This is a genomic window from Burkholderia sp. MSMB1078WGS, from assembly GCF_001528895.1.
GTDB lineage: Bacteria > Pseudomonadota > Gammaproteobacteria > Burkholderiales > Burkholderiaceae > Burkholderia.
In genome coordinates this window covers 220103-235857 of sequence record NZ_LPDI01000040.1, presented here as the reverse complement: position 1 = coordinate 235857, position 15755 = coordinate 220103, and the positions used below count along the sequence as shown (strand labels likewise).

17 protein-coding genes and 1 pseudogene are annotated in these 15755 nt (G+C 65.7%); 6 read left to right on the top strand and 12 right to left on the bottom strand.

The annotated features are described in order from the left end of the window. Positions 1-21 precede the first annotated feature (21 nt). Positions 22-642, bottom strand: coding sequence for an oligoribonuclease (gene orn, locus WT24_RS11740; RefSeq protein WP_059501648.1), 621 nt, complete (start codon positions 640-642; stop codon positions 22-24). Between the two features lie 125 nt (positions 643-767). Between orn and WT24_RS11735 the strand changes: the two genes are divergently transcribed. The 3 genes from WT24_RS11735 to WT24_RS11725 all read left to right on the top strand — a co-directional run bounded on the left by WT24_RS11735 (position 768) and on the right by WT24_RS11725 (position 3347). Beyond that, positions 768-2027, top strand: coding sequence for a M48 family metallopeptidase (locus tag WT24_RS11735; RefSeq protein WP_059501650.1), 1260 nt, complete (start codon positions 768-770; stop codon positions 2025-2027). Then, positions 2024-2965, top strand: coding sequence for a ribosome small subunit-dependent GTPase A (gene rsgA, locus WT24_RS11730; protein ID WP_034206736.1), 942 nt, complete (start codon positions 2024-2026; stop codon positions 2963-2965). The genes WT24_RS11735 and rsgA overlap by 4 nt, the downstream gene beginning before the upstream one ends. Positions 2966-3029: 64 nt before the next feature. Continuing rightward, on the top strand, positions 3030-3347 hold the full coding sequence (locus WT24_RS11725) for a putative signal transducing protein (protein ID WP_011351362.1): 318 nt from the start codon (positions 3030-3032) through the stop codon (positions 3345-3347). Positions 3348-3424: 77 nt separating this feature from the next. On the opposite strand, the gene WT24_RS11720 is transcribed toward WT24_RS11725, so the two are convergent. The 6 genes from WT24_RS11720 to rpsP all read right to left on the bottom strand — a co-directional run bounded on the left by WT24_RS11720 (position 3425) and on the right by rpsP (position 7554). Then, on the bottom strand, positions 3425-4363 hold the full coding sequence (locus WT24_RS11720) for a CobD/CbiB family protein (RefSeq protein ID WP_059791509.1): 939 nt from the start codon (positions 4361-4363) through the stop codon (positions 3425-3427). A 121-nt stretch (positions 4364-4484) separates the two neighbouring features. Next, positions 4485-5171 (bottom strand): CoA pyrophosphatase, encoded by a 687-nt coding sequence (locus WT24_RS11715; protein WP_059501654.1) that lies wholly within the window; start codon positions 5169-5171, stop codon positions 4485-4487. 87 nt (positions 5172-5258) lie between these two features. Further along, positions 5259-5651 (bottom strand): 50S ribosomal protein L19, encoded by a 393-nt coding sequence (rplS, locus tag WT24_RS11710; protein WP_006486838.1) that lies wholly within the window; start codon positions 5649-5651, stop codon positions 5259-5261. Between the two features lie 132 nt (positions 5652-5783). After that, on the bottom strand, positions 5784-6578 hold the full coding sequence (gene trmD / locus WT24_RS11705) for a tRNA (guanosine(37)-N1)-methyltransferase TrmD (RefSeq protein ID WP_059501656.1): 795 nt from the start codon (positions 6576-6578) through the stop codon (positions 5784-5786). Between the two features lies 1 nt (position 6579). Beyond that, the gene (rimM, locus tag WT24_RS11700) at positions 6580-7257 is read right to left on the bottom strand and encodes a ribosome maturation factor RimM (RefSeq protein WP_060033588.1); all 678 of its coding nucleotides are present in this window, start codon (positions 7255-7257) and stop codon (positions 6580-6582) included. A 42-nt stretch (positions 7258-7299) separates the two neighbouring features. Then, positions 7300-7554 (bottom strand): 30S ribosomal protein S16, encoded by a 255-nt coding sequence (gene rpsP / locus WT24_RS11695; RefSeq protein ID WP_006476550.1) that lies wholly within the window; start codon positions 7552-7554, stop codon positions 7300-7302. Here rpsP and WT24_RS11690 point away from each other — a divergent pair. Both WT24_RS11690 and WT24_RS11685 read left to right on the top strand, forming a co-directional pair. Then, positions 7555-8846, top strand: a pseudogene (locus WT24_RS11690) (sorbosone dehydrogenase family protein). It abuts the gene before it with no gap. A 111-nt stretch (positions 8847-8957) separates the two neighbouring features. Then, entirely contained in the window at positions 8958-9425 is a 468-nt protein-coding gene (locus WT24_RS11685) for an NINE protein (protein WP_059791513.1), read from the top strand. A 51-nt stretch (positions 9426-9476) separates the two neighbouring features. Here the strand turns inward: WT24_RS11685 and WT24_RS11680 are convergent, their stop codons facing one another. After that, the gene (locus WT24_RS11680; RefSeq protein WP_059791515.1) at positions 9477-10655 is read right to left on the bottom strand and encodes a PA0069 family radical SAM protein; all 1179 of its coding nucleotides are present in this window, start codon (positions 10653-10655) and stop codon (positions 9477-9479) included. A gap of 91 nt (positions 10656-10746) precedes the next feature. Next, positions 10747-11235: an Lrp/AsnC ligand binding domain-containing protein gene (locus tag WT24_RS11675; protein ID WP_012492860.1), complete on the bottom strand. Its 489-nt coding sequence runs from the start codon at positions 11233-11235 to the stop codon at positions 10747-10749. A gap of 145 nt (positions 11236-11380) precedes the next feature. On the opposite strand from WT24_RS11675, the gene WT24_RS11670 reads away from it, so the two are divergent. Continuing rightward, a complete protein-coding gene (locus WT24_RS11670) occupies positions 11381-12667 on the top strand; it encodes a D-amino acid dehydrogenase (protein WP_059501664.1) in 1287 nt (428 codons plus the stop codon). Between the two features lie 361 nt (positions 12668-13028). Here WT24_RS11670 and WT24_RS11665 read toward each other — a convergent pair whose 3' ends face one another. The 3 genes from WT24_RS11665 to WT24_RS11655 all read right to left on the bottom strand — a co-directional run bounded on the left by WT24_RS11665 (position 13029) and on the right by WT24_RS11655 (position 15752). Then, positions 13029-13964 carry an electron transfer flavoprotein subunit alpha/FixB family protein gene (locus WT24_RS11665; RefSeq protein ID WP_060033586.1) on the bottom strand — a complete coding sequence of 312 codons (936 nt, stop codon included), beginning with the start codon at positions 13962-13964 and terminating at the stop codon, positions 13029-13031. A 16-nt stretch (positions 13965-13980) separates the two neighbouring features. Then, entirely contained in the window at positions 13981-14730 is a 750-nt protein-coding gene (locus tag WT24_RS11660; RefSeq protein WP_059501667.1) for an electron transfer flavoprotein subunit beta/FixA family protein, read from the bottom strand. A 227-nt stretch (positions 14731-14957) separates the two neighbouring features. After that, a complete protein-coding gene (locus WT24_RS11655; protein ID WP_060033583.1) occupies positions 14958-15752 on the bottom strand; it encodes a MetQ/NlpA family ABC transporter substrate-binding protein in 795 nt (264 codons plus the stop codon). Positions 15753-15755 lie beyond the last annotated feature (3 nt).

Below are 15755 nucleotides of genomic sequence, written 5' to 3'. Positions count from 1 at the left end.
GCCGCGCGCGTGCCGGCCCGCTCAGGCGGCCGGCACGGAGTCGCCTGCCGGCGCCGATGCGGCCGGAATCAGGAAATGCTCGCGATAGTACTTCAGCTCGTCGATCGACTCGTGGATGTCGGCGAGCGCGGTGTGCATCGCCCGCTTCTGGAAACCCTTGTAGATGGCGGGCTGCCAGCGGCGGCACAGCTCCTTGAGCGTGCTGACGTCGAGGTTGCGGTAATGGAAGAACCGCTCGAATTCCGGCATCCAGCGCGCCATGAATCGGCGGTCCTGGCAAATCGAGTTGCCGCACATCGGCGACTTGCCCGGCGACACGTACTGCGCGAGGAACGCCTGCAGTTGCGCGGCGGCTTCCGCCTCGGTCACGGTCGATGCGCGCACGCGGTCGATCAGCCCCGAGCGGCCATGCGTCGACTTGTTCCAGTCGTCCATCTTCGCGAGCGTCTCGTCGCTCTGGTGAATCGCGAACACCGGGCCCTCGACGGCAACGTCGAGCGTGGAATTGGTCACCACGACCGCGATCTCGATGATGCGGTCGTTTTCCGGGTCGAGGCCCGTCATCTCCATGTCGAGCCAGACGAGGTTCAACTCGTTGCGCACGAGCGCGGGCTGGCTGGCGGAAGCGGCGGTATCGGTCATGATTCATCCTGGAAAATGGCGGACCGGGCGCGCCGATGCGGCGCCGCCCGGGCGGCCGGCATCGCATCAGCGGGGCCGGTCCGCAAGAACATATAATTCTCGCATAGAACCCTTTGGCGCCTTCGATGTCACCCTTTTCGTTCACCCTGCTGTTCGCGATCGCCGTACTCGCGATGGTCGTCACCAAGCTGTGGCTCGCGTCGCGGCAGATCCGCTTCGTCGCCGCGCACCGCAACGGCGTGCCCGCGCAATTCAGCGCCACCATCCCGCTGACCGCCCACCAGCGCGCCGCCGACTACACGGTCGAGCGCACCCGGCTGACGATGCTCGAGATCGTCGTCAGCGCGGCCGTGCTGGTCGGCCTCACGCTGCTCGGCGGCGTCGGCGCGCTCGACTCGCTGCTGACCGGCTGGCTCGGCCGCGGCTACGGGCAACAGGTCGCGCTGGTCGCCGCGGTGCTCGTGATCATGAGCGCGATCGACGTCCCGTTCGAGTATTACCGCCAGTTCGGGATCGAGCAGCGTTTCGGCTTCAACCGGATGACGAAGCGGCTGTTCTTCGCCGACATGCTGAAAAATTCGCTGCTCGGCGCCGTGCTCGGCCTGCCGCTGCTGTTCGTCGTGCTGTGGCTGATGAACCAGGCCGGCAGCCTGTGGTGGCTGTGGACCTGGATCGTGTGGGTCGCGTTCCAGATGCTCGTGCTGCTGATCTACCCGACCTTCATCGCGCCGCTCTTCAACAAGTTCGAGCCGCTGAAGGACGACGCGCTGCGCGCACGCATCGAGTCGCTGATGAAGCGCTGCGGCTTCGCGGCGAAGGGCCTGTTCGTCATGGACGGCAGCCGCCGCTCGGCGCACGGCAACGCGTACTTCACGGGCTTCGGCGCATCCAAGCGGATCGTGTTCTTCGATACGCTGCTCGCGCGCCTGTCCGGCCAGGAGATCGAAGCCGTGCTCGCGCACGAGCTCGGCCACTTCAAGCGCCGCCACGTGATGAAGCGGATGCTCGTGTCGTTCGTGCTGAGCCTCGTGCTGCTCGCGCTGCTCGGCTGGCTCGCCCAACGTACGTGGTTCTATACGGGGCTCGGCGTCACGCCGTCGCTCGACACCAGCAACGCGGGCGCCGCGCTCATCCTGTTCTTCCTCGCGATTCCGGTATTCCTGTTCTTCGCGACGCCGTTCAGCAGCCTCACGTCGCGCAAGCACGAATTCGAGGCCGACGCGTTCGCGGCCAGCCAGACCGACGCGCAGGATCTCGTCAGCGCGCTCGTGAAACTCTATGAAGACAACGCGTCGACGCTGACGCCCGACCCCGTCTACACGGCCTTCTACTACTCGCATCCGCCTGCGTCGCAGCGGATCGACCGCCTGCTGCAGCACGCATGAGCCGGCCGACCTCCCGCAAGCCGGCCCCGCGCGCATCGGGCGCGCAACGGGCCGAAGGCCGCGTGATCGCGGCGCACGGCCGCCACTACATCGTCGCCCCCGACGACGGCGGCCCGATGCTGCAATGCTTCCCGCGCGGCAAGAAGAGCGACGTCGCGGTCGGCGACCGCGTCGCGTACGAACTCGCGTCGGCCGACCAGGGCGTGATCGTGGAGATCGGCGAACGGCGCAACCTGCTGTACCGCTCCGACCAGTTCAAGTCGAAGCTGTTCGCGGCCAACCTCGACCAACTGCTGATCGTGCTCGCGACCGAGCCCTATTTCAGCGAGGATCTGCTCGGCCGCGCGCTGATCGCCGCCGAAGCGAACGAGCTGAAGCCGCTCGTCGTGCTGAACAAGATCGACGTGGAGGCCGCGCTGCCGGTCGCGCGCGAACGCCTCGCGCCGTACCGCGCGCTCGGCTACGACGTGCTCGAGCTGTCGGTGAAAGGCGCGCCGGACGACGCGCGCGCGCAACTGATGCCGCACCTCGCCGGCCATTCGACGATCCTGCTCGGCCAGTCCGGGATGGGCAAGTCGACGCTCGTGAACCTGCTCGTGCCCGACGCCGAAGCCGCGACCCGCGAGATCTCGGCCGCGCTCAACAGCGGCCGTCACACGACGACGTTCACGCGCCTGTACCCGCTGGAAGGCGGCGGTGCGCTGATCGATTCGCCGGGCTTCCAGGAATTCGGCCTCTACCACCTGACCGAAGGCCGCCTCGAGCGCGCGTTCCCGGAATTCCGGCCGCTGCTCGCGGACTGCCGTTTCTATAATTGTCATCATCTGCACGAGCCCGGCTGCGCGATCCTCGAAGCCGTCGCCGACGGCCGCATCGCGCCGTCCCGGCACGCGCTGTACGCGCAGCTCGTGCACGAGGCGAGCCAGATCGTCCGCTGATCGCGCGACGTGTGCGACGGCCGGCCGGCGCCAGACGGGCCGGCCTTCACCGACAGGAGCGGCGATGCGTTTCAAGGCACCCGACCTCGCGACCGCGCAGCATTGGGCCAACGTGCTCCAGGTGGCCGGCATCGGTTGCGAGTTGCACAACTGCTACGCGACCGGCGCGCTCGGTGGCCTGCCCGCCGACGCGTGCACGCCCGAACTGTGGCTCGACGACGAACGCGACGACGCACTCGCCCGCCGGCTCCTCGATGCCGCATCGCACGGCCCGTCTGCCGGCGCCGCACCCTGGCGCTGCCGGCAGTGCGGCGAAGCGCTCGAAGCGCAATTCACCGCGTGCTGGCAATGCGGCGCCGTGCGCGACCCGCTCGACGACTGAACGCATTGCGCCGACGCACAGCGAAAAGGCCGGCATCAAGCCGGCCTGTTCATTTCATCGGGCGCCGGGCTAGCGCGTCACGATACCCAGACCGCCAGCGTCAGCATCAGCAACAGGATCATCCACAGGATCACCGCGCGCCACACGAGGCCGACCGCCGACTGCAGCGTGCGCGGCGTGCAATCGTCACCGACCGTCAACGGACCGCTGTCGCCGACCGCCAGCGCATCGAGGCTCGACGGCTCCGCGAGCGGCCCGGCAAGACGCGCGCCGAGCGCCCCGCTGCCGGCGGCCAGCAGCACGCCGTCGTTCGGGTCGGGCCACTGGCGCGTATGGTTGCGCCACGCGTAGATCGCATCCTCGAAATTGCCGACGATCGCGAAGCCGAGCGCCGTCAGCCGGGACGGAATCCAGTCGATCACGAAGAACGCGCGCTGCGCGAACGTCGAGAAGGCAGCGGTGCGGTCGTCGCCCGGCGTCGACCAGCTGCGCGCGAGGTATTCGGAAATCCGGTACAGCACGGCGCCCGCCGGGCCGAGCGGCAGCACGTACCAGAAGAACACGCCGAAGACGTGGCGATGCGACGCGACGACCGCGTGGATCAGCGTATGACGGACGATTTCGCCGACCGGCATGTCGACCGTGTCGATACCCGTCCACTCGTGCAGGATTTCGCGCGCGCGCGGCACGTCGTCGTTGTTGAGCGCGAGATGGATATCGGTGAAGTAGTGGCTGAACTGGCGGAAGCCGAGCGTGAAATACACGACGACGACGTTCCACAGAAACGCGAGCACGAAGCTCACCTTGTACAGCAGGAAATAGATCAGCGCGACGATCAGTACCCACGGCAGCACGACCGCGAGCCATGCAAGGATTCCGTGCTTCTGCTTGCCGGCGTCGAGGCCATGCGCGACGGTTTCCGCATGAAACTGGAACAGCGCGAACACCGGATTGCTCGGCGACAACGCGCGGACCTGTTCGATGATGAGGGCGAGGAGAACCGAAAAGAAAGTCATGCGTGGCGCCGTCTTCGGAGTTATGTCATTTTTTGCATAACGATAGCACAGCGTCAGCCGCGCATGGCTGCACGGCGCGCTCGCCAGGCAGCCGGCGGCGCGCGCCGGCCGGCGCGCCCGCCTAGCCGGCAGCCAAGAAGCGATACAGATTGCGAAACATGGCGGCAGTTGCGCCCCAAATGAAGTAATGCCCGTCCGGTTTCTCATTCGGATAGGGCATGGCAAAAAAACGACGCTCGCCGCCTTCCCACCGGAACACACGCACCTGATGGTTCGCGGGATTCATCACGAACGCGAGCGGCACCTCGAAAATCTCGGCGACTTCGAACGTGTCGGCCTGCACGGTGAACGGCGGATGCACGAGGCCGACCACCGGCGTCACGCAGAAACCCGTGCCGGTCAGGTAGTCGGGCAGCGCACCGAGAATCTCGACGCGTTCGGCGGCCAGCCCGATCTCCTCCTTCGCCTCGCGCAACGCGGTGGCGGTCGCGTCGCGATCGAACGGCTCGCGACGACCGCCGGGAAAGCTGATCTGTCCGGCGTGGTCGTTCAGGTGATCGGCGCGCTGCGTCAGCAATACGGTGAGGCCCGATTCGCGGACGACGAGCGGCACGAGGACGGCCGCGCTACGCGGATCGACGCCTTCCTGCAGCCTCGCTTCGCCAGGCTCGACGCTCCATTCGAGCGTGCGCGCGAACCGTTCGCGCAGGCCGGACGGCGTCATCAGCCGGGAATCGATGACCGGCAGGCCGGCGCCGGTGCCTTCGACCGGCAATACTTCGGGATCGATGATGGGGCGGCGATTCAATGGGGCTCTCGGGTTCGTGTCGTATCGAGCATATTGTCGCGCCAGAATGAAAAAAGCACCCGGTTGGGTGCTTTTTCCTTACAGCCCTTACTCTTGGGAAGCTGCTGCGGCGCGATCCTTCGACACCAGCTTTTCCTTGATACGAGCCGACTTGCCCGAACGCTCGCGCAGGTAGTACAGCTTCGCACGACGCACATCACCGCGACGCTTCACGACGATGCTTGCCAGCAGCGGCGAGTACGTCTGGAACGTACGCTCGACGCCTTCGCCCGACGAGATCTTGCGGACGATGAAGTTCGAGTTCAGACCACGATTGCGAATCGCGATCACGACGCCTTCGTAAGCCTGAACGCGCTTGCGGTTACCTTCAACCACGTTCACGTTCACGATCACCGTGTCGCCCGGGGCGAAATCGGGGATCGTCTTGCCGGCGAGCGCGCGCTCGATTTCTTCCTGCTCAAGTTTTGCGATCAGATTCATTACTGACTCCTTATGCCATCGTGTCGGCGTTCAACCCGCCTGCTTCCAGGCCTGGTCCCGATAGAGGATGGATTCACATCAGGCGCCGCACACGCATGTACGGCACCGCCAATTCCCGCTCGCGCAGCCGCCTCAGGAGGCGTCCTTCGCTTCGCGTGCGAGGTTCGCGAGCCACGCCTCGTCGGCGCGGCTCAACAACTTCTCGCGGCGCGCCCGGACGATCAGGTCCGGCCGCTTCCGCAACGTATTCCTCAATGCTTCCTGACGCCGCCACCGCTCGATCTCGGCATGATGCCCGCCGAGCAGCACGTCCGGCACGCGCACGCCGGCGTATTCCTCGGGGCGCGTGTAGTGCGGGCAATCGAGCAGGCCGTCGGCGAAGCTGTCCTGCACGGCCGACAGCGAATCGTTCAGCACGCCGGGCAGCAACCGCACGACCGCATCCATCATCGCCATCGCCGGCAGTTCGCCGCCCGACAGCACGAAATCGCCGAGGCTGATTTCCTCGTCGACGCAACGGTCGAGCAAGCGCTGATCGATCGCTTCGTAGCGACCGCACAGCACGACGACGCCGGGTTCCTGCGCCATCCGCACCGCACGATCATGCGTGAGCGGCGCGCCTTGCGGCGACATCATCACGACGCGCGTGCTCGCGATGCCCTGCTCCGCCTGCGCCGCTTTCGCGGCGTCGATCGCGGCTTCGAGCGGCCTGGCCAGCATCACCATGCCCGGACCGCCGCCGTACGGACGATCGTCGACCGTGCGGTAGTTGTCCGTCGTGAAATCACGCGGGTTCCAGGTGCGCAGCCCGAAGCGCCCCTGCTTGACGGCCCGGCTGGTGATTCCCCAGTCGGTCAGTGCGCGGAACATCTCGGGAAAGAGCGTGATGACGTCGAACTGCACCGCGCTCTCGGTAACCTGGTTCATTTCAGTAATCGGCTTCCCAGTCGACGACGATGCGACGCGCCGCCTGATCCACCGTTTTGACGTAGACGCCGACGAACGGAATCAACCGCTCGTCGGTGGTCGGCTGACCGTCTTTGCCGGTTGCCGGATACTCGACGCGCATGATCGAATGCACGCCGTTGTCGATCATCCCGCTCACCTTCCCGAGCGCCACCGATTGCTCGTTGACGACATCGAGACCGATCAGGTCGACCCAATAGAATTCGTCCGCGGCCAGTGCCGGGAAATCTTCCCGGCGCACGAACACGCGAAAGCCGCGCATGGACAGCGCAGCATCGCGGTCGCCGACACCCGCGGGTTGCGCAACGACTGTGTCGCTGTGCGTCTTCGACTGCATGATGCGGACGGAAAGCCGCTCCGCACCGCGTTCCAGCCACCAGCGACGCGCGCTGAGCAGCGCGTCGCCACCGCGACCGGCATCGGCATGCGTCGCCACCTTGACCCAGCCCTTCAGGCCGTAGGCGTCGACCACCGCCCCGACCTCGACGGCATCGTCGGGCCAGGCTTGCGTCGCTTCGGGGCCGCCCTGTTCGGCAGCCTGACCGGCGTTCGCGACCGTGTCGCGCTCGACCGGCTTGCGGACGAATGCGCCGAATGACGCACGCCCGCGCCTTGCATTACCGGAATCGTGACCCGCCATCAATGCACCTCACAGCCGGCACGACCGGCACACCGCGCCATGTCAGGCAGCCGGTTGCGCCTTTTGCGCTTCCTTCACGAGACGCTGGACGGTCGGCGACAGTTGCGCGCCAACGCCTTGCCAGTACGTCAGGCGATCCTGAGCGATACGCAGCGATTCGCCCTTCGTGGCGACCGGGTTGTAGAAGCCGACGCGCTCGATGAAGCGGCCGTCACGACGGTTGCGCGAATCGGTAGCAACGATGTTGTAGAACGGGCGCTTCTTCGAGCCGCCACGAGCCAGACGGATGATAACCATATGATGTCCTTCGGGAAAACCGGGTTCGAAACTACTGAAACACGCGATTATAGCCGGAAACCAGAGGTACAACAAACACTTACGCGTAAAAATCCGCGGACGGCCCGTCGGCCGGGCCTACAATCGTCGTGTCCAGGATGCGCTCGACCATCATGCCGCCCCTTCGCGCCACCCCGATGCGCCGCGTGCAGCGCCAATTGGCGGCGCTGCTTGCCGGCCTTGCCTGCGTCGCGTCCGCCGCGGCGTTTGCCGCGCCGCTGCCGGTGAACGAACTCGTCGTGCCGCCCGGATTCCATGTGAGCGTGCTGACCGACGCCGTACCGGCCGCGCGCGAAATGGCGTGGTCGCCGCGCGGCATCCTGTATGTCGGCACGCGAGACGGCCGCGTCCACGCGTTCGCAATGCACGAGGGCCGGATCAGCGCGCACTACGTCATCGCGTCCGGGCTCGACATGCCCGTCGGCGTCGCCTATCGCGATGGCGCCCTCTATATATCCGCCGTCTCGCGCATCCTGCGCCTCGACCATATCGACGACCGGCTCGCCAGACCGCCCGCGCCCGTCGTCGTGACCGATGCGCTGCCGACCGACCACCATCACGGTTGGAAATTCATCGCGTTCGGCCCCGACGGCAAGCTGTACGTGCCGGTCGGCGCGCCGTGCAACGCGTGCCTCGCCGATCGCGGCCGCTACGCGATCATCGCGCGGATGAACGCCGACGGCAGCGGGCGTGAAGTGATCGCTCGCGGCATACGCAATACGGTCGGCTTTGCATGGCACCCTGACTCGGGCGAGCTGTGGTTCACCGACAACGGGCGCGACATGATGGGCGACGACGTACCCGACGACAAGCTGAACCGTGCGCCGCGCACCGGCCTCGACTTCGGCTTTCCATACTGCCACGGCGGCGATACGCCCGACCCCGAATTCGGCGGCGCCGACGTCTGTCGTCATTACGTGCCGCCCGTCCTGAAACTCGGCGCGCACGTCGCGGCGCTCGGGATGCGCTTCTATACCGGGACGATGTTTCCGGCGCCCTATCGCAACAATGTCTTCATTGCCGAACACGGCTCGTGGAATCGCAGCACGAAGGTCGGCTACCGCGTGATGCGCGTGATCGCATCGGCGGACGGCAGCCACGCGCGCCAGATACCGTTCATCACGGGCTGGCTGCGACCCGACGGCACCGTATGGGGACGCCCGGCCGATGTATTGCCGCTACCGGACGGCTCGCTGCTCGTCAGCGACGATTACGCGGGCGCGATCTACCGCGTGACCTATGCGGCACCTTGACGCAGGCGAGGCGTGACCGGGCCCGACCGGGCATCGTAGAATGCGTGCCGGGCCGTGCGCCCGCGCCGGCCTGCCGGCCCCGCCCATGCCAACGACAATACGCCGCCATCCATGTCCAGCAGCACCGCATCGCCCCGCCGCTTCCGCTCCAAGACGCTCACCGCCGCCCTCGCGTTCCTGCTCGGATCGCTCGGCGCGCACCGCTTCTATCTGTACGGCTTTCGCGATGTGTACGGCTGGGCCCACCTGCTCGCGACGATCGTCGGCATCCCGGGCTTCCTCCTGCTCGCCGCAACCCAGCGCAGCGCCGGCCTCGGCTGGTGGCTCGCGGTACCCGGCGCAATCTCGCTGCTGGCGGCGTTTCTTGCCGCACTCGTCTACGGGCTGCGCCCCGACGAAAAATGGGATGCGCAATTCAACGCGGATACCGGCAAGCACAGCCGGTCGGGCTGGACCGTGATCTTCGTCGTGATCTTCTCGCTGCTGATCGGCGCGTTCCTGTTGATGACCGCACTCGCGCTGTCGTTCCAGACGTACTTCGAATCGCAGGTCGAAGCAGCCAAGCAGATTTCGCAGTAAGCACGACCCATACGGTCGATACGACACACCGGCGACTGCATGGCTCGCCGGTCAGAACAGGTTCAACTGCATGTCGTCGCGCGGCTTCGCGCCGGCCGCACGCACCGCGACACGCGGTGCCGGCACCCCGGCGGCAGGCGCACCGCTGAACCGCGACAGATCGAGGATACCGTTCGTGCGTTCGTTCAACCCGAGCCGCTTGACGGCCTGGCGAAAGCGCTGCCGCAACAGGTCGGCCCAGATCCCCTCGCCCTTCATCCGTTTCGAGAAATCCGAGTCGTAATCCTTGCCGCCGCGCATGTCGCGCACGCGGTTCATCACGCGCTCCGCGCGATCGGGAAAATGCGCGGCAAGCCATTGCTTGAACAATGGCGCAACCTCCCACGGCAATCTCAGGATGATGTAGCTCGCATGCGTCGCGCCGGCTTCCGCACAGGCCTCCAGCACGCGCTCCATGTCGGGCTCGGTCACGAACGGAATCACCGGTGCAATGCTCACGCCGACCGGCACGCCCGCATCTCGCAGCGCGCGGATCGTGCGCAGCCGCCGCGCCGGCGTGGCCGCACGCGGCTCCAGCGTGCGCGCGAGCTCGGCATCGAGCGTCGTGATCGTGACCGCCGCCATCACCTGCCCGCGTTCGGCCATCGGTGCGAGCAGGTCGAGATCGCGTTCGATCAGCGACGATTTCGTGATCGCCGCGAACGGCAGCCCGCGATCGTGCATCACCTGGATCACGCTGCGCGTAATGCGCAGGTCGCGCTCGACCGGCTGGTATGCGTCGGTGTTGACGCCGAGCGCGATCGGCTCCGGCACGTAGCGCTTGCGCGAAATCTCGCGCTCGAGCAGTTCGGCCGCATTCACCTTCGCGTAGATGCGGCTTTCGAAATCGAGCCCCGGCGACAGCCCGAGGTAGCTGTGCGTCGGCCGCGCGAAGCAGTAGATACAACCGTGCTCGCAGCCGCGATACGGATTGAGCGACACGCTGAACGGAATATCGGGCGACTGATTGTGCGTCAGGATGCTCTTCGCCCGCTCCTCGAATACCTGCGTGCGCAGCGGCGCGGGGAAATCGGCATCGTCGGACTCGTGCGTCCAGCCGTCGTCCACCGCTTCGCGCTGCGCGATTTCGTACCGCCCCTGCAGGTTGTCGACCGCACCGCGCCCCTTGCGGGGCACGGGCGGCGCTACCGGAAATTCGTTGTCGGACCGATCGTCCATGTGCCCACCCATTCGCCTGCGCCCAATACTGTACATTTATACAGTATTGGGCGCAGCATGCCAAGGGCGGGATAAAGGGCCCGACAAACGGGCCGCCGGTACGTCACTCGCCGACGGCGATCGTCAGCGTTTCCTTGATTTCTTCCATCACGACGTAGCTCTTCGACTGCACGGCACCGGGCAACTGCAGCAGGATGTCGCCGAGCAGCTTCCGGTAGTCGGCCATCTCGCCGATCCGCGCCTTGATCAGGTAGTCGAAATCGCCGGAAACGAGATGGCATTCGAGCACCTCGTCGATCTTCATCACTTCCCGGCGGAATTGCTCGAACATGTTGCCGCCCTTGTGGCCGAGCGTGATCTCGACGAACACCAGCAGCGCGGCGCCCAGCTGGCCCGGGTCGACCCGCGCGTGATAACCGGTGATCACGCCGTCGCGCTCCATGCGCCGCACGCGCTCGATGCATGGCGTGACGGTCAGTCCGACCTGTTCCGCGAGATCTTTCATCGCCATCCGGCCGTCGTCCTGGAGCAGTTTCAGAATGCGCCGGTCGAGCTTGTCGAGCGAGCGTACGGGCTGACGTTGCGTTCTCATTTGTTTATGCTGAAAACCGAAAAAATACGATAACAAAAACTGCACATTCGACAATACCATAGCTCGAAAAACTAGATCAGCTAGAGGTTACACGGAGCCGCAGGTGCGCCCGGCCTCAATCTGGTCCCTTCCATCTGGAGCAGCTATGCGAGTCGTCATTCTGGGCAGCGGTGTAGTGGGCGTGGCAAGCGCGTATTACCTTGCGCGCGCCGGCCATGAAGTCACTGTGATCGACCGGGAAGCCGGCCCGGCACTGGAGACGAGCTTCGCGAACGCAGGCCAGATCTCGCCCGGCTATGCCGCGCCGTGGGCCGCGCCCGGCGTGCCGCTGAAGGCCGTCAAGTGGATGTTCGAAAAGCACGCGCCGCTCGCGATCCGCCTCGACGGCACGCGCTTCCAGCTCCAGTGGATGTATCAGATGCTGCGCAACTGCACGGCCGAGCGCTATGCGGTCAACAAGGGGCGCATGGTCCGTCTCGCCGAATACAGCCGCGACTGCCTGCAGGCGCTGCGTGCCGACACCGGCATCCAGTACGAAGGCCGCACGGGCGGCACGCTGCAACTGTTCCGCACGCAGCAGCAACTCGACGGCGCGGCGAAGGATATCGCCGTGCTGCAGGAAGCGAACGTGCCGTTCGAACTGCTGTCGCCGGCCGAACTGAAAAAAGCCGAACCAGCGCTCGCCGCCGTCTCGCACAAGCTGACGGGCGGCCTGCGCCTGCCGGGCGACGAAACAGGCGATTGCCAGCTGTTCACGACGCGCCTCGCCGCCCTCGCCGAATCGCTCGGCGTCAAGTTCCGCTACAACACGCCGATCGATGCGCTCGCGATCGCGGGCGGCAAGATCGCCGGCGTGCAGTGCGGCAGCGAGACGGTGCGTGCCGACGCGTACGTCGTCGCGCTCGGCTCGTATTCGACCCGCTTCATCTCGAACCTGATGAAGATTCCCGTCTATCCGCTCAAGGGCTATTCGATCACCGCGCCGATCGTCAACGAAGCCGCCGCGCCCGTGTCGACCGTGCTCGACGAGACCTACAAGATCGCGATCACGCGCTTCGACCAGCGCATCCGCGTCGGCGGCATGGCGGAAATCGTCGGCTTCGACAAGACGCTGCGCGCGGCGCGCCGCGAAACGCTCGAGATGTGCGTGAACGACCTGTTCCCGGGCGGCGGCGATACGTCGAAGGCCACGTTCTGGACAGGCCTGCGCCCGATGACACCGGACGGCACGCCGATCGTCGGCCGCACGCCGGTGTCGAACCTGTTCCTGAACACCGGCCACGGCACGCTCGGCTGGACGATGTCGTGCGGCTCGGGCCAACTGCTCGCGGACCTGATCTCGGGCAAGATGCCCGCGATCCAGGCCGACGACCTGTCGGTGCATCGTTATCTGAAGGACGTGCCCAGCCAGACGCGCCCGGCATACGCGTAAATCGGAACGGCCCGCGATGCGGGCCCGTTGCATCAGCGAAAAAGGCGCCCGAGGGCGCCTTTTTCGCTTCGGCGGCTGCGACGTGCAGCGACCGCGAATGTCGATTCGGCACGAGGCTTCAGTCAACGTGCGCATGCTGCCGTCGCACGGCGATCGAATCGACGCTACCAGTCGTGCGTGCGCGACGATACGTTCCGCACGGCACGGTACGATCCGGAATCTTCCTGACGAGCGACGCTCGCGCCTCTTCGCTTCGGCGAAAAAGCGTCAACCTATTTCAGGACGAGACAGACACAACAAAAAAGGGGCGCTCGTCGCGCCCCTCTTCTCGTGTGCTTTACCGCTGAAGCGTCACGCCGCGTCAGCCGAGCTCGGTCACGAGCTCCGGCACGAGCGAGAACAGATCGCCGACGAGGCCATAGTCGGCCACGCTGAAGATCGGTGCTTCCGGATCCTTGTTGATCGCGACGATCACCTTCGAATCCTTCATGCCCGCCAGATGCTGGATCGCGCCCGAGATGCCGACCGCGATGTACAGCTGCGGCGCGACGATCTTGCCGGTCTGGCCGACCTGGTAGTCGTTCGGCACGTAGCCGGCGTCGACTGCCGCGCGCGATGCGCCGAGTGCCGCTTGGAGCTTGTCCGCCAGCGGCTCCAGCACCTTCGTGTAGTTCTCGCCGCTGCCCAGGCCGCGGCCGCCGGACACGATGATGCTCGCGCTGGTGAGTTCCGGACGGTCCAGCTTCGTCACTTCACGGCTGACGAATTGCGACTTGCCGGCGTCGGCTGCCGCTTCGATCTTCTCGACCGCTGCGCTGCCGCCTTCCGCCGCCACCGGATCGAAGCCCGTCGCACGCACCGTGATGACCTTGATCGGGTCGCTCGACTGCACCGTCGCAATCGCGTTGCCCGCGTAGATCGGGCGCTCGAACGTGTCGGCCGAATCGACTGCCGTGATGTCCGAGATCTGCGCAACGTCCAGCTTCGCGGCGATACGCGGCGCGATGTTCTTGCCGTAGGCCGTCGCCGGCGCGAGGATGTGCGAATAGTCCTTTGCAATGTTCAGCGCGGTCGCTTCGACGTTTTCCGCGAGGCCTGCTTCGAGCTGCGGCGCGTCGGCCAGCAGCACCTTCGACACACCTGCGATCTTCGCGGCCGCGTCGGCAGCCGCTTGCGCATTGTGGCCCGCGACCAGCACGTGGATGTCGCCGCCGATCTTCGCAGCAGCCGCCACCGTGTTCAGCGTCGCGGCCTTGATCGACGCGTTGTCGTGTTCTGCAATCACCAGAATCGTCATTTCTTTCCGCTCCCTCTTACAGCACCTTGGCTTCGGTCTTCAGCTTCTCGACCAGCGTCTTCACGTCCGGCACCTTCACGCCGGCTGCGCGCTTCGGCGGCTCGGCAACCTTCAGCGTCTTCAGACGCGGCGTGACGTCAACGCCCAGGTCTTCCGGCTTCACCGTTTCGAGCGGCTTCTTCTTCGCCTTCATGATGTTCGGCAGCGTCACGTAGCGCGGCTCGTTCAGGCGCAGGTCGGTCGTCACGACTGCCGGCAGCGTCAGCGACAGCGTTTCCGCGCCGCCGTCGACTTCACGTGCCACGGTTGCCTTGCCGTCGGCGATCGTCACCTTCGACGCGAACGTCGCCTGCGGCAGGCCGGCCAGCGCAGCGAGCATCTGGCCCGTCTGGTTCGAATCGTCGTCGATCGCCTGCTTGCCGAGGATCACGAGCTGCGGCTGTTCCTTGTCGACCAGCGCCTTGAGGATCTTCGCGACGGCCAGCGGCTCGACGCTGTCGTTCGACTCGACGAGGATCGCGCGATCCGCGCCGATCGCCAGCGCCGTGCGCAGCGTTTCCTGCGCTTGCGCGACGCCCACCGACACCGCGATCACTTCGGTCGCCACGCCCGCTTCCTTCAGGCGCACGGCTTCTTCAACGGCGATTTCGTCGAACGGGTTCATCGACATCTTCACGTTCGCGATGTCGACACCCGTGTTGTCCGACTTCACGCGGACCTTCACGTTGTAGTCGACCACTCTTTTCACTGGCACCAGGATTTTCATGCACACGCTCCAAAGTTACGAATACGACCAGAGGCCATTTTATAGCGCGACCTCATGACTGCGCGGCCAAGCGGCCCCAACCATCATGGTTGTCGAGGATACCGCTTCTTGGCGACGCGCCAATGATAGCGAACGGTCGTTCTATTTTAAAAGAGAAAAAACCCGGACGCAAAGCCCGGGTTTTCGATCATCGACTCTAATCCCGCCGGGCGTCCGCACTCCACCGGTTACCAGGCAGCAACGACCGCGCCGCCGAACTTGCCTTCGATGAACTGCTTCACGTCGGCCGAGTGATACGCCGCAATCAGCTTGGCGACCCACGGCTTGTTCCGGTCCACCTCGCGGATCGCAAGGATGTTCGCGTACGGGCCGTTCGGGCCCTCGATCGCGATCGCGTCCTGCTTCGGTTTCAACCCCGCTTCCATCGCGTAGTTGGTATTGATCGCGGCCGCGTCGACGTCGCCGAGCGAGCGCGGGATCTGCGCCGCATCGAGCTCGACGATTTTCAGCTTGCGCGGATTGTCGACGATATCGAGCGGCGTCGCCTTCAGCCCAGCATCCGCGCGCAGCTTCAACAGCCCCTGCTTCTGCAGCAACAGCAGCGCGCGACCGCCGTTGGTCGGATCGTTCGGAACCGCGACGCGCGCGCCCGGCTTCAGTTCGGCCAGCGACTTCACGCGCTTCGAATAGATGCCCATCGGGAACGTGACGGTGTCCGCGACCTTGAGCAGCTTGTAGCCGCGATCCTTCACCTGCGCCTGCAGATACGGATCGTGCTGGTAGCTGTTCGCGTCGAGGTCGCCCGACGCGAGCGCCGCGTTCGGCTGCACGTAATCGGAGAATTCGACGATGCGGATCTCCAGGCCGTCCTTCGCCGCGACCTTCTTCACCACTTCCATGATCTGCGCGTGCGGACCGCCCGTCACCCCCACCTTGATGGTTTCCGCCTGCGCATGCGCGCCCGCGAACAGCGCGGCCGCGCCCAGCGCCGCCGCAAACTTCAGCATGAAGCGTCGTTGCATCGT

Coding starts and splice junctions, on each gene's coding strand:
- orn (WP_059501648.1), bottom strand. CDS start 642: ATGACCGATACCGCCGCTTCCGCCAGCCAGCCCGCGCTCGTGCGCAAC.
- WT24_RS11735 (WP_059501650.1), top strand. CDS start 768: ATGTCACCCTTTTCGTTCACCCTGCTGTTCGCGATCGCCGTACTCGCG.
- rsgA (WP_034206736.1), top strand. CDS start 2,024: ATGAGCCGGCCGACCTCCCGCAAGCCGGCCCCGCGCGCATCGGGCGCG.
- WT24_RS11725 (WP_011351362.1), top strand. CDS start 3,030: ATGCGTTTCAAGGCACCCGACCTCGCGACCGCGCAGCATTGGGCCAAC.
- WT24_RS11720 (WP_059791509.1), bottom strand. CDS start 4,363: ATGACTTTCTTTTCGGTTCTCCTCGCCCTCATCATCGAACAGGTCCGC.
- rplS (WP_006486838.1), bottom strand. CDS start 5,651: ATGAATCTGATCGCAAAACTTGAGCAGGAAGAAATCGAGCGCGCGCTC.
- trmD (WP_059501656.1), bottom strand. CDS start 6,578: ATGAACCAGGTTACCGAGAGCGCGGTGCAGTTCGACGTCATCACGCTC.
- rimM (WP_060033588.1), bottom strand. CDS start 7,257: ATGGCGGGTCACGATTCCGGTAATGCAAGGCGCGGGCGTGCGTCATTC.
- rpsP (WP_006476550.1), bottom strand. CDS start 7,554: ATGGTTATCATCCGTCTGGCTCGTGGCGGCTCGAAGAAGCGCCCGTTC.
- WT24_RS11685 (WP_059791513.1), top strand. CDS start 8,958: ATGTCCAGCAGCACCGCATCGCCCCGCCGCTTCCGCTCCAAGACGCTC.
- WT24_RS11680 (WP_059791515.1), bottom strand. CDS start 10,655: ATGGGTGGGCACATGGACGATCGGTCCGACAACGAATTTCCGGTAGCG.
- WT24_RS11675 (WP_012492860.1), bottom strand. CDS start 11,235: ATGAGAACGCAACGTCAGCCCGTACGCTCGCTCGACAAGCTCGACCGG.
- WT24_RS11670 (WP_059501664.1), top strand. CDS start 11,381: ATGCGAGTCGTCATTCTGGGCAGCGGTGTAGTGGGCGTGGCAAGCGCG.
- WT24_RS11665 (WP_060033586.1), bottom strand. CDS start 13,964: ATGACGATTCTGGTGATTGCAGAACACGACAACGCGTCGATCAAGGCC.
- WT24_RS11660 (WP_059501667.1), bottom strand. CDS start 14,730: ATGAAAATCCTGGTGCCAGTGAAAAGAGTGGTCGACTACAACGTGAAG.
- WT24_RS11655 (WP_060033583.1), bottom strand. CDS start 15,752: ATGCAACGACGCTTCATGCTGAAGTTTGCGGCGGCGCTGGGCGCGGCC.